A 22,710-nucleotide genomic window follows, 5' to 3' on the forward strand; every position below is an offset into this window, starting at 1 on the left:
CCGACCGATGCGTGACCTGATCGAAGAACCGGGCGGCGGCGCCGCGAGCGAGGCGGGGGCGGTTCAGCCCGCCGCTGCCGAGCTGCGCGCGCTGCCGTCCGGTATCGAACTGCATAACCGCGATTTCCTGACCCATGCCGCGCACCTGCCGGACGCGTCGATCGACCTGATCGTCGCCGATCCGCCGTACGGGCTCGGCAAGGACTACGGCAACGACTCGGACAAGCGTTCGGGCGACGACTTTCTCGCGTGGACGCGCGGGTGGCTCGAGCTCGCGATTCCGAAGCTGAAGCCGAGCGGGTCGATGTACATCTTCTGCACGTGGCAGTACGCGCCGGAAATCTTCAGTTTCCTGAAGACGCAACTCACGATGGTCAACGAGATCATCTGGGACCGGCGCGTGCCGAGCATGGGCGGCACGACGCGCCGTTTCACGTCGGTGCACGACAACATCGGCTTTTTCGCGGTTTCCAAGTCGTATTACTTCGATCTCGATCCGGTCCGCATCCCGTACGACGCCGATACGAAGAAGGCCCGCTCGCGCAAGCTGTTCGAAGGCAGCAAGTGGCTGGAGATGGGCTACAACCCGAAGGACGTCTGGTCGGTCTCGCGCCTGCACCGGCAGCACGCGGAGCGCGTCGATCATCCGACCCAGAAGCCGCTGGAAATCATCGAGCGGATGGTGCTCGCAAGCTGCCCGCCGGGCGGCCGCGTGCTCGATCCGTTCATGGGCAGCGGCACGACCGCGGTGGCCTGCGCACGGCAGGGGCGCGACTTCGTCGGCTACGAGATCAACGAAAGCTATTGTGCGATCGCGCACGAGCGCGTGAACGCGCTCGCCGCGCCGGCGTGCGCGTGAATCGCGCCGCCGCATCGCCGAATGCATTTAGGAAAATTGCCATGTCCCGTATTCAGCAGACCTTCGCCGCGCTCGCCGAACAAGGCCGTAAGGGCCTGATCCCGTTCATCACGGCCGGCGATCCCGACCCCGCGAAAACCGTCGAATTCATGCACGCGCTCGCCGAAGGCGGCGCAGACGTGATCGAACTCGGCGTGCCGTTCTCGGACCCGATGGCCGACGGCCCCGTGATCCAGCGCTCGTCGGAACGCGCGCTCGCACGCGGCGTCACGCTCAAGAGCGTGCTCGCCGACGTGAAGCGCTTTCGCGAAACCGACCCCAAAACCCCCGTCGTGCTGATGGGCTATGCGAACCCGATCGAGCGGATGGGCGTCGACACGTTCGCGGCCGAAGCACAGGCGGCCGGGGTCGACGGCGTGCTGGTGGTCGACTATCCGCCGGAAGAGGCGGGCGTGTTCGCCGAGAAAATGCGCGCCGCGCAGATCGATCCGATCTTCCTGCTCGCGCCCACGTCGACCGACGAACGCATCGCCGACGTCGGCAAGATCGCGAGCGGCTACGTGTATTACGTGTCGCTCAAGGGCGTGACCGGCGCAGGAAATCTGGATGTTTCGAGCATTGCGGGTAAAATCCCGGCCATCAAGTCGCGCGTGCCGGTTCCGGTGGGCGTCGGCTTCGGTATCCGCGACGCCGAAACGGCGCGCGCGGTGGCCGAGGTGTCGGACGCCGTCGTGATCGGCAGCCGCCTCGTGCAGCTGCTCGAAACCGCTGCGCCGGAAGGCGCCGCGGCCGCGCTGAAGACTTTCATCGCCGAGCTGCGTGCCGCCCTGGACGGCGCGGGCAAGACGGCGCGATAAACACAACACAGGAAGCGGGAACGGGCCGGTTGGCCCGCCCCGCCACGGAACAGGAAACCATACGATGAGCTGGCTCGACAAACTGTTGCCGCCGAAGATCAAGCAGACCGACCCGAAAAGCCGCAAGGGCATTCCGGAAGGCCTGTGGGTCAAGTGCCCGTCCTGCGAGGCCGTGCTGTACCGCAACGACGTGGACGCGAACCTGCACGTGTGCCCGAAGTGCGACCACCACATGCGCATCGGTGCGCGCGAGCGCCTCGACGGGCTGCTCGATCCGGAAGGCCGCTACGAGATCGGCCAGGAAATCGTGCCGGTCGACACGCTGAAGTTCAAGGACAGCCGCAAGTACCCCGATCGTCTGAAGGAAGCGATGGACGATACGGGCGAAACCGACGCGATGGTCGTGATGGGCGGTGCGATCCACACGCTGCCGGTGGTCGCAGCCTGCTTCGAGTTCTCGTTCATGGGCGGCTCGATGGGCTCGGTGGTGGGCGAGCGCTTCGTCCGCGGCGCGCAGAACGCGCTGGAACAGCAGGTGCCGTTCATCTGCTTCACCGCTTCGGGCGGTGCGCGGATGCAGGAAAGCCTGCTGTCGCTGATGCAGATGGCGAAAACCACCGCGATGCTGACCAAGCTGGCCGAAGCGAAGCTGCCGTTCATCTCGGTGCTGACCGATCCGACGATGGGTGGCGTGTCGGCGAGCTTCGCCTTCCTCGGTGACGTCGTGATCGCCGAACCGAAGGCGCTGATCGGCTTCGCCGGCCCGCGCGTGATCGAGCAGACGGTTCGCGAGAAGCTGCCGGAAGGCTTCCAGCGCGCCGAATTCCTGCTGAAGACGGGTGCGATCGACATGATCGTCGACCGTCGCAAGATGCGCGACGAGATCGCGCAGCTGCTCGCGCTGCTGCAGCGGCAACCGGCCGACGCGCTGGCCTGACGGGCGCGAGGTTGTGAACACTGCGCGTCGCCTGGCTTCAGCGTCAGGCGGCGCGCTTCGTTTTTTGGCGTAGTGGCGGCACCGATCCAGATTTGAACCGATGAGCACTTTTCCCACTCTCGACGCGTGGCTTTCGCATCTCGAACGCGCGCACCCGGTCGGCATCGACATGGGCCTGACCCGCATCGGGCAGGTCAAGGCGGCGTTGCAGCTCGAATTCGCGTGCCCCGTCATCACCGTCGGCGGCACGAACGGCAAGGGCTCGACCTGCGCGTTCCTCGAGACGATCCTCGTGCGCGCCGGCTACAAGGTCGGCTGCCACACGTCGCCGCACCTGCTCGAATTCAACGAGCGCGCGCGCGTGAACGGGCAGAACGTCACCGATGACGAGCTGCTGCCGCACTTCGAGGCCGTCGAAGCCGCGCGCACGTCGTTGGCCGAGCCGGTGTCGCTCACGTACTTCGAATTCACGACGCTCGCGATCCTGCACCTGTTCGCGTCGCGCGGGCTCGACGCGGTGATCCTCGAAGTCGGCCTTGGCGGCCGGCTCGATGCGGTGAACATCATCGATACCGATTGCGCGATCGTCACGAGCATCGACATCGACCACACCGAATACCTCGGCGACACACGCGAGAAGATCGCGTTCGAGAAGGCCGGGATCTTCCGCTCGGGCAAGCCGGCGATCTGCGGCGATCCGGCTGCACCGCAAACGCTGATCGACCACGCCGAAGCGATCGGCGCCGACCTGTGGCTGGTCGGCCGCGATTTCCGTTACGAGGCGCAGGCAGGCGCGGAGCGCCAGCAGTGGAGCTACCTCGGCCGCGAGAAGCGCTATCCGGCGCTTGCGTATCCGGCGCTGCGCGGGGCGAATCAGCTGATCAATGCATCGGCCGCGCTCGCCGCGCTCGAGGCGCTGCGTCCAGTGCTGCCGGTGTCCGCGCAGGACATCCGGCTCGGCCTCGCGAACGTCGAGCTGCCGGGGCGCTTCCAGGTGCTGCCCGGCAAGCCGGCGATCGTGCTCGACGTCGCGCACAACCCGCATGCGTCGGCCGTGCTCGAGCAGAACCTCGGCAACATGGGCTTCTTCCCGTACACGTACGCGGTGTTCGGCGCGATGCACGACAAGGACATCGACGGCGTGCTGCAGCACCTGAAGGGCGAGATCGACCACTGGTGCGTGACCGACCTGCCGCTGCCGCGCGCGGCCTCCGCGGAGCAGCTCGAAGCCGCGCTGCGCAAGGCCGGCGTGGAGGAGGGGCCCGATTCGAGCGTCACGCGTTACACGTCGCCTGCCGAAGCGTTTCGCGATGCACTAAAAAGAGCATCCGAGAATGATAGAATCGTGGTTTTCGGCAGTTTCCATACGGTTGCCGGCGTGCTGGCCTACCGTAAATCGCAGCAACACTGACTGACGGGCAGTTTCGGACTCAGCCATTCATGGGAATTTTCTCGTTCGGCAAGAAAGACGACGACGCGCCCCCGCGGCGCGGCGGTCGCACCGGGACCTCCCGGAACGTGCGCACGGAGCGCACCACTGAACGCGTCGAGCGACGCTCGCGCCGCACCGAGCGTCCGGAATCGGACGCACTGCTCCTCGATCCGACCCTTCCAGAAAAGCAACGCGCGCGCCGTCGCCTCGTCGGCGCGATCGCGCTCGTCGTCGCCGCCGTGATCGTGCTGCCGATGGTGCTCGACTCGCACCCGAAGCCGGTCACGGACGACATCGCAATCGACATTCCGAACCGGCCCGCGCACCAGGCGGTCGCATCGCGTGACGATGACGCCTCCGACGTACAGGCAGGCGTCGCGCACGACGAACCGCCGGCATCCGATGTGGCCGTTGCGGCCGCACCGGCGCCCGCACCGAAGCAGGCCGACAAGCCGGCCGCGAAGCCCGATACCACGACCACGGCAGGCGTGACGCCGCCGAAGCCCGCGCCGAAACCGGCTGCCCCCGTGGCGAAACCGGCTGCGCCGAAGCCTGCGCCCGCGGCCGTCGCGAATACCGACGCCGCCAGCCCGGACACCAGCGATGCTTCGTCGCCGTCGTCGCCGGCCGGTGCGCGTTTCGCGGTGCAGCTCGGGTCGTTCAAGGACGACGCGACAGCCCGTTCGTGGGCCACCAAGTTGAAATCGGCGGGCGTGCCCGCATATGTCGAGCATCGCAAGCAGGCAGACGGCAGCACGGCTACACTGTTGCGTGCGGGCCCGTTCGCGGATCGTGCGGCGGCTTCCGCCGCGATCGCGAAGGTGCGCGAAGCCGGTCTGACGCAGTAACGCGCGATGCTGACGGCTTTCGACTACGCTGTATTGGCGGTGATCGCGTTGTCTGCGCTGCGTGGCGCGTGGCGCGGCTTCGTGTCCGAGATTTTCGGGCTGATCGGCTGGATCGCGGCGATCGTGATCGCGGGCCGCTACGTCGGACTGGTCGTGCCGTATATTCCGGCGAACTGGCCGGGCGGTGCGCTGACGCAGTGGGTGATCGCTTTCGCGTTGGTCGTGATCGGCGTGGTGCTGGTCGCCGGCGTGGCGAACGCGCTGCTGTCGCGGATCGCGCAGGCGAGTGGCCTGGGCGGCGTCGACCGCTCGCTGGGCATGATGTTCGGGCTCGTCCGCGGCTGCGTGCTGGTGGTGCTGCTGGTCGCGGCGGCCGGGCTGACCGAACTGCCCAAACAGGATTTCTGGCGCAATGCGCTATTGCGTCCTTTCGCCGAACAGGGCGTGCACGAGCTGAAGCAGCTCCTGCCCGACGGCATGGCCCAGTACGTACGCGTGTGACGACGCGGCCGGGCAGGACGGAACCGATTTTGTCATTCTGAAGGACATGCCATGTGCGGCATCGTAGGCGTTATCTCCCAATCCCCCGTCAACCAGCTGATCTATGACAGCCTGTTGCTGCTGCAGCATCGCGGTCAGGACGCGGCGGGCATCGCGACGGCGGACGGCAGCAATTTCCACATGTACAAGGCGAACGGCATGGTGCGCGACGTGTTCCGCACGCGCAACATGCGCAGCCTGCCCGGCACTTACGGCATCGGCCAGGTGCGCTACCCGACCGCCGGCTCGGCGTCGAGCGAAGCCGAGGCGCAGCCGTTCTACGTGAACGCGCCGTTCGGGATCATCCTCGCGCACAACGGCAACCTGACGAACTGGCAGCAACTGAAGGACGAGATGTTCCGGATCGACCGCCGGCACATCAACACCAATTCCGACAGCGAAGTGCTGCTCAACGTGTTCGCACACGAGCTGCAACTGTCGACCACGGGCCTCGAGCTCGATCCGGCATCGGTGTTCAAGGCCGTCTCGGGCGTGCATCGCCGCCTGCAGGGCTCGTACGCGATCGTGTCGCTGATCGCCGGCTACGGCCTGCTCGCGTTCCGCGATCCGTTCGGCATTCGCCCGCTGTGCATCGGCAAGCTCGAGACCGAGCACGGCACCGAGTGGATGGTCGCGTCGGAGTCGGTGGCGGTCGAAGGCATCGGTTTCGAATTCGTGCGTGACCTGGAGCCGGGCGAAGCGATCTTCATCGACAAGGCCGGCAATTTCCACAGCCAGCAGTGCGCGGAGAACCCGACGCTGAATCCGTGCATGTTCGAATACGTGTACCTCGCGCGTCCGGATTCGTGCCTTGACGGCGTGCCGGTCTACAACGTGCGCCTGCGCATGGGCGACTATCTCGCCGAGAAGATCAAGCGCGAGCTGCCGAACGTGCCGATCGACGTCGTGATGCCGATTCCCGATTCGTCGCGCCCGGCCGCGATGCAGGTCGCCGCGAAGCTCGGCGTCGAGTATCGCGAAGGCTTCTTCAAGAACCGCTACGTCGGCCGTACCTTCATCATGCCGGGCCAGGCCGTGCGCAAGAAGTCGGTGCGCCAGAAGCTCAATGCGATGAGCATCGAGTTCAAGGACAAGAACGTGCTGATCGTCGACGATTCGATCGTGCGCGGCACGACCTCGCATGAAATCGTGCAGATGGCGCGCGATGCGGGCGCGAAGTCGGTGATCTTCGCGTCGGCCGCGCCGCCCGTGAAGTTCCCGAACGTGTACGGCATCGACATGCCGACGCGCGGCGAGCTCGTCGCGCATGGCCGCACCGACGAAGAAGTCGCAAAGATCATCGGCGCCGACCACCTGATCTACCAGGACGTCGACGATCTGCGCCGCGCGGTGCGCGACATCAACCCGAAGCTCGAACGCTTCGAGGCGTCGTGCTTCGACGGCAACTACATCACCGGCGCCGTGACGCCCGAGTACCTCGATGCGATCGAGCGTGCACGTCTCGCACCGGCATCGCAGGCCGATCGCGACACGGCGGGCGACACCGAACGCTCGCAGATGAACCTGCAGCTGTCGGTCGAGTGACACCGGCGCACGCTTTTGACGAAGCGTGATAGGATGTGGCCTTGCGTCGATTTGATATCAGCTTGCGGACGCGGGGCGACTTCCCAAAACAGCTAAAGCGAAGGCCGGTGGCAACCGGCCCGAGTCGATCGCTGTCGTACCGCACCGAAGCCCGCTGATGCCGACGCATAGCGGGCTTTTTGTTTTGGCCTGGTTTTGACTGGGTTCGCGCCATGCGCGCGGCCATCGAATACGGAAAACGGAACATGGACGACTCCCTCAACTTCGACACGCTTGCCGTGCGCGCGGGCACGCTGCGCAGCGACTTCAACGAGCACTCGGAAGCGCTGTTCCTCACGTCGAGCTTCTGCTTCCAGAGCGCGGCCGATGCGGCCGAGCGCTTCGCGAATTCGGAAGACTACTTCACCTATTCGCGCTTCACGAACCCGACCGTCACCATGTTCCAGGAGCGTCTCGCGGCGCTCGAGGGCGGCGAAGCCTGCATCGCGACGGCGTCGGGCATGGCCGCGATCATGTCGGTCGTGATGGCCGCGCTGCAAGCCGGCGACCACCTCGTCAGCTCGCGCAGCCTGTTCGGCTCGACGCTCGGGATGTTCTCGCAGATCTTCAGCAAGTTCGGGATCACGACGACCTTCGTCGACCCGACCGACCTGAACGCATGGAAGGAAGCCGTGCGCCCGGAAACGAAGATGTTCTTCCTCGAGACGCCGTCGAATCCGCTGACCGAACTCGCCGACATCGAGGCGATCGGCAAGATCGCGAAGGCATCGAACGCGCTGTTCGTCGTCGACAACTGTTTCTGCAGCCCGGTGCTGCAGCAGCCGCTCAAGCTCGGCGCGGATGTCGTGATGCACTCGGCGACGAAATTCCTCGACGGCCAGGGCCGCGTGCTCGGCGGCGCACTGGTCGGCTCGAAGGAATTCATCATGGGCAAGGTGTTCCCGTTCGTGCGCAGCGCGGGCCCGACGCTGTCGGCGTTCAACGCGTGGGTGCTGCTGAAGGGGATGGAAACGCTGTCGCTGCGCGTCGAGAAGCAGTCGGCAAACGCGCTGGAGATCGCGCGCTGGCTCGATTCGCATCCGGCCGTCGCGCGCGTGTTTCACCCGGGCCTCGAATCGCACCCGCAGCACGAACTCGCGAAGCGTCAGCAGAAGGCGGGCGGTTCGATCCTGTCGTTCGAGCTGAAGGGCGACACGCCCGAGCAGCAGCGCGCGAATGCATGGCGCGTGATCGACAACACGAAGCTGATCTCGATCACCGGCAACCTCGGCGACACGCGGTCGACCATTACCCATCCGGCGACGACCACGCACGCCCGCATCACGCCCGAAGCACGCGCGGCAGCAGGGATCAGCGAAGGGCTGATCCGGTTGTCGGTCGGCCTCGAAGACGCGGGCGACCTGCGCAAGGATCTCGCGCGCGGCCTCGAAGGCTGAGCGCGGCGACCGTTTTCAAGGTCGACATGACGACGGGCCGCTCGACAGAGCGGCCCGTTTTTCTTTTCAGGCTGGCGATGAACGCGCGCCTGCTTCAGCCGGCGTGCCCGTGCGGCGTGTCGCGCATCGCCTCCATCATCCATCGCAGCGTTTCGTCGAGCGGCGTGACGGGCAGCTCGCCCACCACGCGCCGCAGCTTGTCGCGCGACCCGCTCAGGCTCTTCACCTCGTTGTACCGCACGAAACGCGGATCGATCGTCACGTCGATCACGTAACCGGCGATGCGCGACAGCATCGCGAGCACTTCCTTCAGCGAATACGCGCGCTCCGAGCAGACGTTGAACGTCTCGCCGGCCGGCGCGGCCTCGACCAGCTTCAGGTACGCGGCCGTCACGTCGCGCACGTCGGAGAAGTCGCGGCTCACGTCGAGATTGCCGAGCGAGATGCGCGGTGCGCTGCGCGCGTAGTGTGCGACGAGCTTCGGCAGCAGGTATGCATCGCTCTGGCCGACGCCCGTGTAGTTGAACGGCCGCGCGATCACGATCGGCAACCGGTCGGCCCACAGCTTCGCCGCGTATTCCATCGCGAGCTTGCTGACCGCGTAGTCGTTCGCCGGGGCCGGGCCGACGGTTTCGTCGAGTACGCCGGCCGTCGAATTGCCGTAGATGTTCGCGCTGCTGGCGAGCAGCACGGCCGACGGGCGGCGGTCGAGGCCCGCGAGCGCGGCCAGCAGGTTGCGCGTGCCGACGATGTTGACCGCGTAAGTCTGCGACGGCTCGTCCTGCGCGACGTGCGCGCGGGCCGCGAGATGCACGACCGCAGCGGGCCGCGCGTCGGCGGCCGCTGCACGCATCGCATCCGCATCGAGCAGGTCGACGGGCAGCAGCGTGCAATGCGCGAATACCGGGTCGTCGGACGGCGGCGAACCGGGCGCGACCGTGCCCCAGACGTCATAGCCGGCCGCCTGCAGGCGTTCGGCCATGTAGCGGCCGGTGAAGCCCGTCAGGCCCGTGACGAATGCACGGCGCGACGGGCGTCCGGCTTCAGAACGTGTCATGGTGTTGATTCCGCGTCAAGTCCGCTTCGACCATCATCTGGCAAAGTTGTTCGAGCGTCGTCTTCGGTTCCCAGCCGAGCTTGGCTTTGGCCTTGTCGGCGCAGCCGATCAGCAGGTCGACCTCGGCAGGGCGGTAGAACTTCGGATTCACTTCCACGAGCACGTTGCCGGTCGACGCGTCGAGGCCGCGTTCCTGTTCACCCTTGCCGCTCCATTCGATCTGATAGCCGGCCGCCGCAAATGCCATCCGCACGAAGTCGCGCACGGTTTCGGTCCGGTTGGTTGCCAGGACATAGGTATCGGGTTCGTCGGCCTGCAGCATGCGCCACATGCCTTCGACGTACTCGAGCGCAAAGCCCCAGTCGCGCTTCGCATCGAGGTTGCCGAGCTCGAGGCGGGTCGCCTTGCCGAGCTTGATCTTCGCGATGGTGTCGGTGATCTTGCGCGTGACGAACTCGCGGCCGCGCAGTGGCGATTCGTGGTTGAACAGGATGCCGCTGCTGCCGAACAGGCCGTACGACTCGCGGTAGTTCACCGTCATCCAGTGCGCGTAAAGCTTCGCGACGCCGTACGGGCTGCGCGGATAGAACGAGGTCGCTTCCGTCTGCGGAATCGACTGCACCTTGCCGAACATCTCGGACGTCGACGCCTGGTAGAAGCGCGTCTTCGGGCTCACGACGCGGATCGCCTCGAGCAGGTTCAGCGGACCCAGGCCCGTCACTTCGGCGGTCGTCGCCGGCTGGTCGAACGACACGCCGACGAAGCTCTGCGCGGCGAGGTTGTACAGCTCGTCGGGCTGCGTGCGTTCGAGCAGGCGCAGGCTCGAGCCGGCGTCGGTCAGGTCATGCTCGACGAGCGTGAGGTTCGGGTGCGTGTCGACGCCGAGCTCGGCGATGCGCCAGAAATTCACCGAGCTGGTACGGCGGTAGGTGCCGGTGACCTCGTAGCCCTTGTCGAGCAGCAGCTTGGTCAGGTAGGCGCCGTCTTGCCCCGAGATCCCGGTGATGATGGCCTTCTTGCGAGTTTGGCTCATGACGTTGTCCTGGTAGAAACGATGGAGGATGAAATTCAGGCGGTCGTGCCGGCCGCGGCCGGCAGCGCGCGGCGTGCGGGGCCGCGCGTCAGGCGCCGTTCGAAGCCGTACCAGCTCAGGGTCGCGTACGCGAGCGTGATCGCGAGCGCCAGCGCGGCCGTGACGAAGCGGTTCAGGTGCAGCGGCCACAGCGCGTACAGCACGCTGAGGTGGATCAGGTACACGGTGTAGCTGACGGTGCCCACGTAGACGAGCATCGGGTTCGTCAGCACACGCTGCACGAGGCCGCGGCCGCGCAGGGCGATCACGACGATCGACGTGCACAGCAGCAGCGAGATGCTGTAGAGCGCCGCATTCGACAGCGGCGTGTTCGCGGCGCGAAAGCGCGGGAACGACAGGTGCAGCCAGCCGAGGATCGCGAGCGATACGAGCGCGCCGACGATCGCGAGCGGATAGAACGGCTCGAGCGCGCGCCGGTCGCGGCGCAGCACGATGGCGAGCAGCGCGCCGGCGGCGAGCAGGTCCATGCGGAACGGCGTCAGGTAGTAGATCGGCCAGAACGAGTCGAACCACGGCGTCGCGATGGCGCGCAGCACGGGGGCCGCGACGATCAGCGCGGCGGCGACCCACAGCAGCGCGCGCTCCGAGCACCACAGCACGACGAACGGCCAGAAGATATAGAACTGCTCCTCGACCGCGAGCGACCACAGCACGTTCAGGCTGTCATGGCCGATGCTGCCGAGCGACAGCCCGATGTTGGTCGAGAAGAACGCGAACCACGGCCAGTGCGGCAGCCAGCCCGCGCCGAACAGGATCGTCGACACCACCAGCAGGAGCACGTACGGCGGCAGGATGCGCCGCACGCGGCGTGCGTAGAAGTGGCTGAAGTACGACTGCCCGCGTGCCTTGCGATCGAGCAGGATGCCGGTGATCAGTAAGCCGCTCAGCACGAAGAACAGGTCGACACCCATCCAGAGCGGCGCCTTCAGCGCGTGCTGCAGGAACACGGCGCCCACCGCGATCGCGCGCAGCCCGTCGAGCTGCACGATGCGGCCGTGTTGCGGCGGGGTGAGATCCGCGGGTCGCGAGATGCCCGTCATCGCGCCGCTCCTTCGGGACGCGCGGCATGAGCCGGCGCGTGTCGCACATCCGATGCGTAAACGTGAACGTAATGCATGCCATTAAATGAAATATCGAATCGAAATCGATTCTAGGGAAAAGAAATCGGCAAAAAAACGCGCGTCATTTATCTGACGGCAAACATTCGAATGGCGATTATTTTTGTCGCGGGATGAAAGGTCGGCGCCCGGACGGCCCCGTCAGGCGGTGGAGGGCGGCATTTTCTACGGAATGGGAAACGAAAGGCGGTCGTTATTGCCGCTTTCGGGCGCCTTTTTGACTTTGTTCCGGTTCGATATTTCAGGCGGAAACATCCCCAAATATTTCCAAATTTCTTGTGATTATTTTTGCTTGTAACCTGCATCGCGACGTTTGAAACCCATTTGGCGACAGGGTGCGCCGGCGGCAGTCCTTGCGGCGGCCCGGTCGCTGTTGCATCAAGTCTGGAGAAGCGTATTGCGACGTCTGATTCTGGTAGGCATGACGGTATGCGCGACGCTGCTGACGAGCGCCGCACCGGCCGAAACTGTGTTGCCCGCGACCACGTCGTGGATCGGCAATACGTTCGGCTATGGCGACGGCAGCTGGACGCAGATCGACATCCGCGCGATCGCGGTGACGCCTGAAGGCAAGGTGTATACGAATGCGCCGTGGGACGAGAGCGGGGCCGAAGCCAGCGTCTACCAGGACGGGAAGATGCTCGGCTTCGCCGGCGGCACGCACGGCTGGGGCAACCTCGGCGGCAGCGCGATCGCCGTGAACAGCAAGTACGCGTACGTCGCGATCGGTGTCGGCAACGAGCGCGGCCACCTGCAGTCGCCCGGCATCTGGCCGGACAAGGGCAAGCAGTGGTTCGGCATCTCGCGCCGCACAATCGGCGACCTGAAGCAGCCCGCGCCGTTCCGCGCGGCGCCGCAGGTCGCGCCGGGCGGCCGCGCGGACACCGGCCGCGCGCGGATGGCCGCGAGCTTCATGGTGATGAACGAGGTGGCGGCGCCCGCGCGCTCGGAAGTGGGCGAGCAGAAGGCGGAAGTCGGCGGCCTCGCGGCCGACGACAAGACGCTGTTCGCGACGAATCCGTCGCGCGACGCGGTGGACGTGTACGACGCGGAGACAATGCAGCAGAAGGGCACGTGGAGCGCGCACGAGCCGGGCCGCATCGCGCTCGCGGGCGACGGCACGCTGTGGCTGCTCACGGATACGCTCAACGGGCCCGCGCACCTCGTGCACGTGCGTGCGGACGGCCGCAAGCTCGACGACGCGCCCGCGCTGCCGGAAGGCACCGACGCGGTGGACGTGGCCGTCGACGCGAAAGGGCGCGTGCTCGTCGCGGACAACGGGCCGCGCCAGCAGATCCTGATCTTCTCGAAAGGCGGCAAGGGCTATGCGCAGTCGGGCACGCTCGGCGAGCGCGGCGGCATCTTCGCGGGCCCGGTGCCGGGCCGGCCGGGGCCGCAGCGTTTCAACGGGCTGACGGGTGTCGGCGTCGATCGCGCGGGCAACATCTATGTGTCGATGAACGGCATCGGGCCGCGCCACGACACGATCGGCGCAGGGCTCGGCGCGGTGCTCGAAAGCTACACGCCGGACGGCAAGCAGCGCTGGCAGGTGCAGGGGCTCTTGTTCGTCGACGGCGCGTGGCTCGACCCGGCGCGGCCGAACAGCGTGTACACGGGGAACAAGCGCTTCGAGCTCGACCTGTCGAAGCCGCCGGGCCAGGACTGGAAATACGTCGGCTTCCTGTCGAACCGCTTCAAGTATCCGGACGATCCCGTGTTCCACACGGACCAGTATCCCGGCATGCCGTTCGCACGGCGCCTCGACGGCCGCACGTTCCTGTACCTGACCGACATGTACGCCGATCACCTGAAGATCTACCGCTTCGACGCGAAGCGCGACGGCGAGGTCGCGATTCCGTCCGGCCTGATCGCGGGCCGTGCGCGACCGGTCGACAAGGTGCCGAACAAGCCGCCGGGCGGCGACTGGCTGTGGCGTGACGCGAACGGCAACGGCCGGATCGATGCCGACGAGGCCGAGATCAACACGACGGCCAAGGCGAGGGCGGGCGGCTGGGGCTGGTGGGTCGACACGAAAGGCGACATCTGGCGCACCAGCGACGTGCGCGGGATCCACCGCTTCCAGTACGGCGGCATCGACAAGGCCGGCAACCCGATCTACTCGTACGACAAGGTCACGACCTATCCGATGCCGCAGCCGTTCACGCAGCTGCGCCGTGCGATCTACGAGCCGCAGACCGACACGCTGTACGTGACCGGCTACACGGCCGACGCACCGCCGCAGCCGGGCATCAACAAGGAAGTGGGGCGCGTGCTGATCCGCTTCGACAAGTGGTCGACGGGCTCGCCGGTCGTGCGCTATCAGGTCGCGCTGCCGTGGCAGCTCGACGCGAAGCCGATCTTCGACCTGATCGGGCTCACGGCCGAGGGCCGCTACCTGTTCGGGGTGGAGCCGGTCGGCAAGATCCACGTGTACGACAAGGAAACCGGCAAGGAAGTGGGCGTGATGAGCCCGGGCGCCGAGGTCGGCAAGGCATCCGGCTGGGTCGACGTGCCGTTCGGCATCAGCGCGTTCCGGCGCGAGAACGGCGAGTACCTCGTGTTCGTCGAGGAAGACGCACGCGGCAAGGTGCTGATGTATCGCTGGAAACCGTGACGGGCGACGTCACACAAGGCAGAAGCATGGACAAAGGCATACTCAAGAACGTTTCGATCAACTTCATCGGGCTGATCCTGCCGACCTTCGTGTCGCTGGTGACGGTGCCCGCCTATATCCACGCGCTCGGCGTCGAACGCTACGGCGTCGTCAGCCTCGTGTGGACGCTGATCGGCTATTTCGGGATCCTCGATCTCGGGATGAGCATGGCCGCGCAGAACCACATCTCGAAGGCGCTCGCGAGCGGCAATGCCGACGAGAGCGCGCGCGTGTTCTGGAGCGCGTTCTGGCTGAATCTCGGCACCGGCATCGTCGGCGGGCTGCTGATCTATTTCGGCGCGTTCGTCTACACCGCGTACTTCACGAAGGTGTCGGCGGCGATGCAGCACGAGGTGTATCTCGCGCTGCCGTGGCTCGCGCTCGCGATTCCGCTGGCGAACGTGTCGTGGGTGTTCGCCGGCGCGATCAACGGCGCCGAACGGTTCGGCGTGTTCAACACGAACCAGACGATCGGCACGTTCCTGTTCCAGCTGCTGCCGCTCGGCGCCGCGTGGTGGATCGCGCCGAACCTGCAGACGGTGCTCGCCGCGGCGGTCGTCGCGCGGCTGGTCGCGGCGGTGATGCTCGGCCACGCCAGCATCAAGGTGCTCGGAATCCGGCGCATCGATCCGCCGCAGTGGGGTACCGCGAAAGGGCTGTTCAACTTCGGCGGCTGGATGCTGATCGCGAGCACGACGAGCATGATCGCCGACACGCTCGACCGCGTGATGCTCGGCGCCGGGATGGGCGCGAAGTTCGTCACTTATTACACGGTGCCGCAGAACCTCGTCACGCGCCTGAACATGCTGCCGAACGCGCTCGTGCGCACGCTGTTCCCGCGCCTGTCGGCCGTGGGCCGCGACCATGCGGACACGCTCGCGCGCCAGTCGCTCGAATTCCTGAACGGCGTGTTCACGCCGGTCGGCATCGTCGCGATCTTCGCGCTCGCGCCGTTCCTCACGCTGTGGGTCGGCGCGGATCTCGCCGCGCATTCGGCGCCGGTCGGCCGCGTGCTGGTGATCAGCGTGTGGCTCGTCGGCCAGGCGAGCGTCACGCGAATCCTGATCCAGTCGCAGGTCAACCCGGCCCGCGCGGCGTTCGCCGGGCTCGTCGAGATGCCGTTCTTCGTCGGCGGCCTGTGGTTCGGCATTCATCACTTCGGGCTGATCGGCGCGGCGGTCGTGGTCGCGGCGCGCGCGCTCGTCGACTACGGCGTGCTGCTGTACCTGTCGGCGATCCGGATGCGCGCGATCGTGCTCGACATGCTCGCGCACCTCGCCTTCCTGCTCGCGAGCCTGTTTCTCGCGCAGGCGTGGCCGGGGCTCGTCGAGTCGATCGGCATGTGCGCGGTCGTGCTGGTGCTGAACGTCGCGTGGTCGCTCACGATGACGCCGGGGCTGCGTGCGCTCGTGCGCGACCTGTTTGTCCGTCTCAATGCGAGGAGAACCGCTTGACGTCCTCCCCCGACTAACGGCGGGAGATTCCCACACCTGGCGATGCACGTCCGCATCGGAGAATGTTCAAAGCAGCGTTGGTATCACGATCATGCAAGACACCACAGTCACTACAGGCCCACTCTCTTATTCGCAGTCCCGCGATACCTTTCGGCCGCGTCGTGCTGTCTTTCGATCCGCACGCCGAACAGGACTGGGTAGAACCGCTTTCGTCGACTTCCTCGAACGTGGCTCCGTGCGCGATCGCCTTGTAGCGGAGCTTGTTTCGGAAGGACGACCAGGACGCGTCGTAGACGCTGTTCGCCATCCTGGTTCTGGCGAGCTTGGCAGCCGACACGTTGCCGGCCGCGATGTAATCGAAACGCCGCACCAGATCGAGCGCGAGCTTGTTCTGGAAATCGGCACGGGCATTCGCGACCTTGGCGTGCAGCTTCGCGATATGCCGTTTGTGTTTTCGCGCCCGTTGCGCTTTCGCGAGCTTCTCGGCCGCGCGTCGACCGAACCGATCGTTAGGCAGCTTCTCGCCGGTCGAAAGTGTGACGAAGTCTTTCAGTCCGAGATCGATACCGACGCCGGACCGGATCGGGCGAGCCGGAACATCGGGCATGTCGACCACGATGTTGAGAAACCAGTTGCCGCGCGCATCCTGCGCAAAGTTGGTCCCGTCCTTGATCTTGCCTTCGGGAAGCGCCCGGCTGTTGAACACGCGAAACGTGTTGCCAGCGAAACGGAACGCGTCACCCTCACGCTTCAGGTCACGGCCCTTCAGCGGCACCCAGCCCAGCGATTTCTTGCCGCGATAACGCAGGTAAGGCCGACGGTGTTGGCTGCGCGACTTCGCGTATTGCTCGCACGTTGCGTTGACGGTGCCCGAGTGGATGCCGAGTTCCTTGCTGCTACCGGTCGTCAACACGTTCAGGTCGAAACCCGTCGGCCACTTCTTGCGCCACTTGAGCGCGTGCTTTTGCGTGTCGTTGCAGAAGTTCCAGACGTAGTTCACCGCACGGCTTTGCTTGTTAAGCAGTCCGTTGAGCGACTTAACCCGGTAGCGATAGACAAGGATCATGCCGGCCATCCTAGCCTGCAGACCAAGCTGGCTGTCAAGGACACACCTGTCCTCCCCGCCGTCAATGGCACCGTTTCTTGGAGCGACTGATGAATCGCGATCTGGCGGAGCACGCCGTATTGAATCTCGCCACCGCCGATGCGGCCGTGGCCGAAGCGGGCGACGCCGCCGCGCTGCGCCGGTCCGTGCCGGCCGAACGTGCCGGCGCGCGCCATGCATCGCGGGCGCTGCGCGTGGCGATCGTCCACGACTGGCTCGTCACCTATGCGGGCGCCGAGCGCGTGCTCGAACAGATCGTCGCGTGCTTTCCCGACGCGGACCTGTTCAGCCTCGTCGACTTCCTCGACGATCGCGCGTTCGTGCGCGGCAAGCCGGTGACGACGTCGTTCATCCAGAAGCTGCCGTTCGCGCGCACCAAGTACCGCAGCTACCTGCCGCTGATGCCGCTCGCGATCGAGCAGCTCGACGTGTCGGAGTACGACCTGGTGATCTCGAGCAGTCACGCGGTCGCGAAGGGCGTGCTGACGGGGCCGGACCAGGTGCACATCAGCTACGTGCATTCGCCGATCCGCTATGCGTGGGATCTCCAGCACCAGTACCTGGAACAGTCGAACCTCACGCATGGGCCTAAATCGCTGCTCGCGCGGATGATCCTGCATTACATCCGCAACTGGGACACGCGCACCGCGAACGCGGTGGACGGTTTCGTCGCGAACTCCGCGTTCATCGCCCGGCGTATCAAGAAGGTCTACCATCGCGACGCGGCGGTGATCTTCCCGCCGGTCGACGTCGACGCGTTTTCGCTGAACGCGGAGAAGGAGGATTTCTACCTGACCGCGTCGCGGATGGTGCCGTACAAGAAGATCGATCTGATCGTCGAGGCGTTTTCGCGCACGCCGGAGCGCAAGCTCGTCGTGATCGGCGACGGCCCCGAGATGCAGAAGATCCGCGCGAAGGCCGGCCCGAACGTCGAGATCATGGGCTACCAGCCGTTCGCGGTGCTGCACGACCGGATGCGGCGCGCGAAGGCGTTCGTGTTCGCGGCCGAGGAGGATTTCGGGATCTCGGTGGTCGAGGCGCAGGCGTGCGGCACGCCGGTGATCGCGTACGGCAAGGGCGGCGCGCTCGAAACCGTGCTCGACCCGCAATCGGACCTGAATCCGACCGGGCTCTTTTTCGACGAACAGACGCCGCACGCGATCGTCGCGGCGGTCGACGATTTCGAGCGTGCGCCGCAGCGCTTCACGCCGACTGCCTGCCGCACGAATGCGGAGCGGTTTTCCGCCGATACGTTCCGGCGGCGCTTTCTCGACTATGTGGAGGCCGCGTTGCCCGGCTCGACCGCGCAGCGCGGTACGGCGATCGCGCCGATGCCGGCCGCGCGCGGCCCGGCGACGCTCGTGCTCGACCAGAGCGGCGTGCTCGGCGGCGCCGAGCTGTCGCTGCTCGAGATCATGAAGCACATGCGTGCGAACGCCGACGTACTGCTGTTCGACGACGGCCCGTTCCGCGCGGCGCTCGACGAGATCGGCGCGCGCGTCGACGTGGTCGACCAGGGGGCGCTCGCGGGCGTGCGCAAGCAGGGCGGCGTGTCGCTCGGCGCGGTGAAGCAGCTCGTGCGGCTGGTGCGCGATGTCGCGCGCCGCGCACGCCGTGCCGAAGTGATCTATGCGAACACGCAGCGCGCGATGGTGGTCGCCGCGCTGGCCGGGCGGCTCGCGCGCAAGCCGGTGGTGTGGCACCTGCGCGACATCGTCAGCACCGACCATTTCGGCAGCAAGCAGTTGCTGGCGATCAAGTATTGCTCACGGCTCGGCGTCACGCGCGTGATCGCGAATTCCGATGCGTCCGCGCAGGCGTTCCGCACGCTGACGGGCTTCACGCCGCAGCACGTCGACGTCGTGTTCAACGGCATTTCGGCCGAGCCGTTCGATGCGCTGGAAGGTGTCAGCCAGGCCGCGCTGCGCACGCGCCTCGGGTTGCCTGAAAACGCGTGGCTCGTCGGTTCGTTCAGCCGGCTCGCGCGCTGGAAGGGGCAGCACGTGCTGCTGGAAGCCGCCGTGCGGCATCCCGACATGCACGTGGTGCTGGTCGGCGCACCGCTGTTCGGCGAGGACGAATACGCGGCGCAGTTGCACGAATACGTCGCGCGGCACGGGATGGACGAGCGCGTGTATTTCCTCGGGTTCCAGCGCGACGTGGCGGCCTGCATGACGGCGGTCGACGTCGTCGCGCACACGTCGATCACGCCGGAGCCGTTCGGGCGCGTGATCGTCGAGGGGATGCTCGCGCGCCGGCCGGTCGTCGCGGCCCGCGCGGGCGGCGTCGTCGAGATCATCGAGGACGGCGACAACGGGCTGCTCTGCGCGCCGGGCGATGCGGCCGCGCTGGCCGATGCGCTGGATACGCTGAAGCGCGACGGCGCGCTGCGCGAGCGGCTCGTCGCGAGCGGGCGCGCGACGGCGGTGCGCCGGTTCGGCACCGAAACCTACGTGGAGCGGGTCGAGAAAATTCTCGCGGATACGGCGAAGGCCGCGAAGGCGAAGAAGCGGTAAGCGGCGCAAGCCGGCGGGAAGCGAGCCCTCATGCGGCGGTGTGCTGCGTGGGGGCTTTGTTTTTCAGCGCCGGGGGCCTTTTGCCGGGCGGGTGGTGGGCAGGTTGTCGTGCGTTGTGCGGGACGTGTGCTTGGCCGGTTGCCGATTGGGAGGCAATTGTTGGCGACGCGAGAAGGCGACGCCAGAAGGTGACGCCAGAAGGTGACGCCAGAAGGTGACGCCAGAAGGTGACGCCAGAAGGTGACGCCAGAAGGTGACGCCAGAAGGTGACGCCAGAAGGTGACGCCAGAAGGCCGCGCCCAGGCGGTCCCCGGTGAAAGTCGGTCGAGGGCGGCTCAGGCGGGCCGTAGCGCGGCCCGACACCGGCAGGCTACCCACGGATGCCAACCCGGCATGCCTGGCGCGCTCAGGCCATGAAAAAGCCCCCGCGCAGCGTACCGCCTCGCGAGGGCTCAGGAAAGCCTGCCGGTCCGGTCAAACGGCCCGTTCGGGCGCCGGCGTAACGACCCGAGCAGGGCGAGCGGGCTTGAAGCTGGCCGACCACGTCATCGCGGGCCGTTCGAACATCCGGTAGAACACATACGCGACCGGGATCGCGATGGCCATGAACGCGAACGACGGCCAGATCGACAGCTGCAGCTCGGAATGGAACAGCACCGAGCCGAGGCAGACGAACAGCGGCAGGTGGATCAGGTACAGCGAGTAGCTGAAGTCGCCGAACCAGCTCAGCACGCGCAGCGGCGGCGTCGGGCGCGGCGGACGGGCGAGCGCGCGGTACAGGAAGCACGCGAAGCCGGCCGACCACAGCTGGAATGCGCCGTACTGGCCGAAATGGAACGCGCCGCAGCCGGCGGCCAGCAGCACGGCGGCCGCGCCGTACCACGCGCGCGACGGCACGGTGGCCGCGCCGCGTGCCGGCTGTGCGCGCACGTCGGCGATCCACGCGCCGATCGTCCAGGACAGCCAGTACGACGTGAAGAACTGCAGGTCGTGCCGTTCGAGCAGCCACGCCGACGCGACGTTGACGAGCGCAACCGCGGCCACGACCGCCGGCATGCCGATGCGCCGGCGGACCGCGAACAGCAGCGGGTAGATCGCATAGAACTGCACTTCGAGCGACAGCGTCCACAGTGCGCCGTTCGACCCGTACGTGTAGCCGGCGACGCCCTGCAGCGAGAACAGGTTCACGAGGAACGCGACGAGGCCGACGTCGCGGATCTTGTGGCTGACGGGCTCGATCTGCAGGCTGACCGAGTCGAGTGCGAGCGTAAACAGCAGCGCGGCGAGCAGCACCGGGTAGATGCGCGCGAACCGGCGCACCCAGAAGTTCGGCGCGTCGAGCCGGTACGCGGGATCGGCCGCGAGCTTGAGGGCCGCGTTGCGGTGGATGCAGTAGCCGCTGATCACGAAGAAGATCGGCACGCCGGCGGAGCCCCACGCGAACGGGAAGGTCAGGTAGCCGGCGATCGCGCTCGGGGTGAGCGCGTGGCCGTAAGCCTGATGGAAGCTCTGCATGCCGACCCAGACGACCTGGCGGCAGTGGAAATAGGCGACGAGCAGCGCCGCGAAGCCGCGCATCGCGTCGATTACGTGTTCCTTGTGATCGGCGACGGGCGGCGCGGTCAGAGACGATCCGCTGAAAGCTTGCATGCGATTCGATTCCTTGCGACGGATGGACGGGAAGTTTCATCCAATCGTAATGCGCAAGAATTCGATCAATGAATAAAAAAATCTCGCCGGGAAATATCGGAATTCCACATCATGGGTTTATCGCGTTCGGAAAGCGGTTCCGCGAGGCGGGTCAATTATTTACCGATTTTTTTCTGATAGTTTGAAGCTCCAGTTGATTGATGCAAGGAGCGGCAAGATGGACATGCATTGGATCGCGAGCGCTGCAGTACTGCTGGTCATGGCCGTGCTGTCGGCGTACCGTGAGGCGCTGAAGAACGAACCGATTCGCCCGGGTCTCGAACGGGGCGGCGTGCCCTATATCGAGGAATTCGAATCGTAAGAATTTGTATCTGGAAAATCGGTAATTTGTTTCTGCCTCGGCACTCGGTTCGGCAATATCGACCGGGTTGAAAGGATTATATTTTTTCCGGAATCATTGGGCAATCAGTCCATATCGAAAATGAGCGGAGTCGAATTGGCCGTACCGTCGATTCTCGATATGCCGTTCGGAACACAATCGCGCCGGGTCGCGGGTCGACGCGGCGCAGTCAACGCAATCAGGATGCGAACATGTTGAAAGTCACCAAGGCCGTGTTCCCCGTCGCCGGTCTCGGCACGCGGTTCCTTCCGGCAACGAAGGCGAGCCCGAAGGAAATGTTGCCCGTCGTCGACAAGCCGCTGATCCAGTACGCGGTCGAGGAAGCGATCAACGCAGGTATCACCGAGATGATTTTCGTCACCGGGCGCAGCAAGCGCGCGATCGAGGATCACTTCGACAAGTCCTACGAGATCGAGGCCGAACTCGAGGCGCGCGGCAAGGAAAAGCTGCTCGAACTGGTGCGCGGCATCAAGCCGAGCCACGTGAACTGCTTCTACGTGCGCCAGCCGGAAGCGCTCGGCCTCGGCCACGCGGTGCTGTGTGCCGAGAAGCTGGTGCATGGCGAGCCGTTCGCGGTGATCCTCGCCGACGACCTGCTGCACGGCGAACAACCGGTGCTCAAGCAGCTCGTCGACGTGTTCGACCACTATCACAGCTCGGTGATCGGGGTCGAGACGATCGCGCGCGACGACAGCCGCTCGTACGGCGTCGTCGAAGGCCGCGAATGGGAAGAGGACATCATCAAGCTGTCGGGCATCATCGAGAAGCCCGCGCCGGAAGACGCGCCGTCGAATCTCGGCGTGGTCGGCCGCTACGTGTTCATGCCGACGATCTTCGATCACCTGCGCAAGCTCAAGCCGGGCGCCGGCGGCGAGCTGCAACTGACCGATGCGGTCCAGTCGCTGCTCGCGAACGAGCAGGTGCTCGCGTATCGCTACTACGGCACGCGTTTCGATTGCGGCAGCAAGATCGGCTATCTCAAGGCCACCGTCGAACTCGCGCTCCAGCATCCGGAAGTGAGCCGCGAATTCGAGGCCTACCTGCGTACCTGCTTGCCCGCGCTGGCTGCTGTCGCCTAAGCAGCCGCGCGCTCTGTCGTTTCAGGTGGTGGTTGTTCCGTTGGCCCCGGCCGCTCGCGCGCCGGGGCTTTTTTGCATGTGCGGGTGCGCCAGTGCACGATCGCGGTGCGTGGCGTCTGGGTGTGTGCGGT

18 protein-coding genes are annotated in these 22,710 nt (G+C 66.1%); 13 read left to right on the forward strand and 5 right to left on the reverse strand.

What is annotated here, in order from left to right; genetic code table 11:
- Nucleotides 1–7: 7 nt before the first annotated feature.
- The 8 genes from FFS49_RS21725 to FFS49_RS21760 all read left to right on the forward strand — a co-directional run bounded on the left by FFS49_RS21725 (nt 8) and on the right by FFS49_RS21760 (nt 8,454).
- Nucleotides 8–859 (forward strand): site-specific DNA-methyltransferase, encoded by an 852-nt coding sequence (locus FFS49_RS21725; RefSeq protein WP_105818860.1) that lies wholly within the window; start codon nt 8–10, stop codon nt 857–859.
- Between the two features lie 41 nt (nt 860–900).
- A complete protein-coding gene (trpA, locus tag FFS49_RS21730) occupies nt 901–1,716 on the forward strand; it encodes a tryptophan synthase subunit alpha (RefSeq protein WP_039358314.1) in 816 nt (271 codons plus the stop codon).
- Nucleotides 1,717–1,780: 64 nt separating this feature from the next.
- Nucleotides 1,781–2,653, forward strand: coding sequence for an acetyl-CoA carboxylase, carboxyltransferase subunit beta (gene accD / locus FFS49_RS21735; RefSeq protein ID WP_039358317.1), 873 nt, complete (start codon nt 1,781–1,783; stop codon nt 2,651–2,653).
- Nucleotides 2,654–2,753: 100 nt separating this feature from the next.
- The gene (folC, locus tag FFS49_RS21740; RefSeq protein WP_039358319.1) at nt 2,754–4,064 is read left to right on the forward strand and encodes a bifunctional tetrahydrofolate synthase/dihydrofolate synthase; all 1,311 of its coding nucleotides are present in this window, start codon (nt 2,754–2,756) and stop codon (nt 4,062–4,064) included.
- A 29-nt stretch (nt 4,065–4,093) separates the two neighbouring features.
- Nucleotides 4,094–4,933, forward strand: a complete 840-nt coding sequence (locus tag FFS49_RS21745) for an SPOR domain-containing protein (protein ID WP_039358321.1) — start codon at nt 4,094–4,096, stop codon at nt 4,931–4,933.
- 6 nt (nt 4,934–4,939) lie between these two features.
- Nucleotides 4,940–5,434 (forward strand): CvpA family protein, encoded by a 495-nt coding sequence (locus tag FFS49_RS21750; RefSeq protein WP_039358324.1) that lies wholly within the window; start codon nt 4,940–4,942, stop codon nt 5,432–5,434.
- 51 nt (nt 5,435–5,485) lie between these two features.
- Nucleotides 5,486–7,018 (forward strand): amidophosphoribosyltransferase, encoded by a 1,533-nt coding sequence (gene purF / locus FFS49_RS21755; protein WP_039358327.1) that lies wholly within the window; start codon nt 5,486–5,488, stop codon nt 7,016–7,018.
- 245 nt (nt 7,019–7,263) lie between these two features.
- Nucleotides 7,264–8,454: an O-succinylhomoserine sulfhydrylase gene (locus FFS49_RS21760; RefSeq protein WP_039358331.1), complete on the forward strand. Its 1,191-nt coding sequence runs from the start codon at nt 7,264–7,266 to the stop codon at nt 8,452–8,454.
- Nucleotides 8,455–8,548: 94 nt separating this feature from the next.
- Here FFS49_RS21760 and FFS49_RS21765 read toward each other — a convergent pair whose 3' ends face one another.
- From FFS49_RS21765 to FFS49_RS21775, 3 genes are read right to left on the reverse strand one after another with little or no spacing between them, the layout of a single operon-like run.
- The gene (locus FFS49_RS21765) at nt 8,549–9,511 is read right to left on the reverse strand and encodes an NAD-dependent epimerase/dehydratase family protein (RefSeq protein WP_105818859.1); all 963 of its coding nucleotides are present in this window, start codon (nt 9,509–9,511) and stop codon (nt 8,549–8,551) included.
- Nucleotides 9,498–10,544, reverse strand: coding sequence for a GDP-mannose 4,6-dehydratase (gene gmd, locus FFS49_RS21770; protein WP_039358336.1), 1,047 nt, complete (start codon nt 10,542–10,544; stop codon nt 9,498–9,500). The genes FFS49_RS21765 and gmd overlap by 14 nt, the downstream gene beginning before the upstream one ends.
- Before the next feature lie 35 nt (nt 10,545–10,579).
- Nucleotides 10,580–11,644 (reverse strand): acyltransferase, encoded by a 1,065-nt coding sequence (locus FFS49_RS21775; protein WP_039358339.1) that lies wholly within the window; start codon nt 11,642–11,644, stop codon nt 10,580–10,582.
- Between the two features lie 499 nt (nt 11,645–12,143).
- Between FFS49_RS21775 and FFS49_RS21780 the strand changes: the two genes are divergently transcribed.
- Together FFS49_RS21780 and FFS49_RS21785 are read left to right on the forward strand one after the other, a co-directional pair.
- Nucleotides 12,144–14,336 carry a hypothetical protein gene (locus tag FFS49_RS21780; protein WP_171026813.1) on the forward strand — a complete coding sequence of 731 codons (2,193 nt, stop codon included), beginning with the start codon at nt 12,144–12,146 and terminating at the stop codon, nt 14,334–14,336.
- 26 nt (nt 14,337–14,362) lie between these two features.
- A complete protein-coding gene (locus FFS49_RS21785) occupies nt 14,363–15,829 on the forward strand; it encodes an oligosaccharide flippase family protein (RefSeq protein WP_039358344.1) in 1,467 nt (488 codons plus the stop codon).
- Between the two features lie 13 nt (nt 15,830–15,842).
- Here FFS49_RS21785 and FFS49_RS21790 read toward each other — a convergent pair whose 3' ends face one another.
- Nucleotides 15,843–16,895, reverse strand: coding sequence for an RNA-guided endonuclease TnpB family protein (locus FFS49_RS21790; protein WP_105818857.1), 1,053 nt, complete (start codon nt 16,893–16,895; stop codon nt 15,843–15,845).
- A gap of 89 nt (nt 16,896–16,984) precedes the next feature.
- Between FFS49_RS21790 and FFS49_RS21795 the strand changes: the two genes are divergently transcribed.
- A complete protein-coding gene (locus tag FFS49_RS21795; RefSeq protein ID WP_105818856.1) occupies nt 16,985–19,450 on the forward strand; it encodes a glycosyltransferase family 4 protein in 2,466 nt (821 codons plus the stop codon).
- Nucleotides 19,451–19,924: 474 nt separating this feature from the next.
- Here FFS49_RS21795 and FFS49_RS21800 read toward each other — a convergent pair whose 3' ends face one another.
- Nucleotides 19,925–21,100, reverse strand: coding sequence for an acyltransferase (locus FFS49_RS21800; RefSeq protein ID WP_105818855.1), 1,176 nt, complete (start codon nt 21,098–21,100; stop codon nt 19,925–19,927).
- Between the two features lie 217 nt (nt 21,101–21,317).
- Here FFS49_RS21800 and FFS49_RS42055 point away from each other — a divergent pair, with 217 nt between their 5' ends.
- Together FFS49_RS42055 and galU are read left to right on the forward strand one after the other, a co-directional pair.
- Nucleotides 21,318–21,461 carry a hypothetical protein gene (locus tag FFS49_RS42055; protein WP_006479318.1) on the forward strand — a complete coding sequence of 48 codons (144 nt, stop codon included), beginning with the start codon at nt 21,318–21,320 and terminating at the stop codon, nt 21,459–21,461.
- Nucleotides 21,462–21,691: 230 nt separating this feature from the next.
- Entirely contained in the window at nt 21,692–22,579 is an 888-nt protein-coding gene (gene galU, locus FFS49_RS21805) for a UTP--glucose-1-phosphate uridylyltransferase GalU (RefSeq protein WP_021162860.1), read from the forward strand.
- Nucleotides 22,580–22,710: the final 131 nt, after the last annotated feature.

Source organism: Burkholderia sp. 4NA327C6 (genome assembly GCF_005502655.1).
GTDB classification, from domain to species: domain Bacteria; phylum Pseudomonadota; class Gammaproteobacteria; order Burkholderiales; family Burkholderiaceae; genus Burkholderia; species Burkholderia contaminans.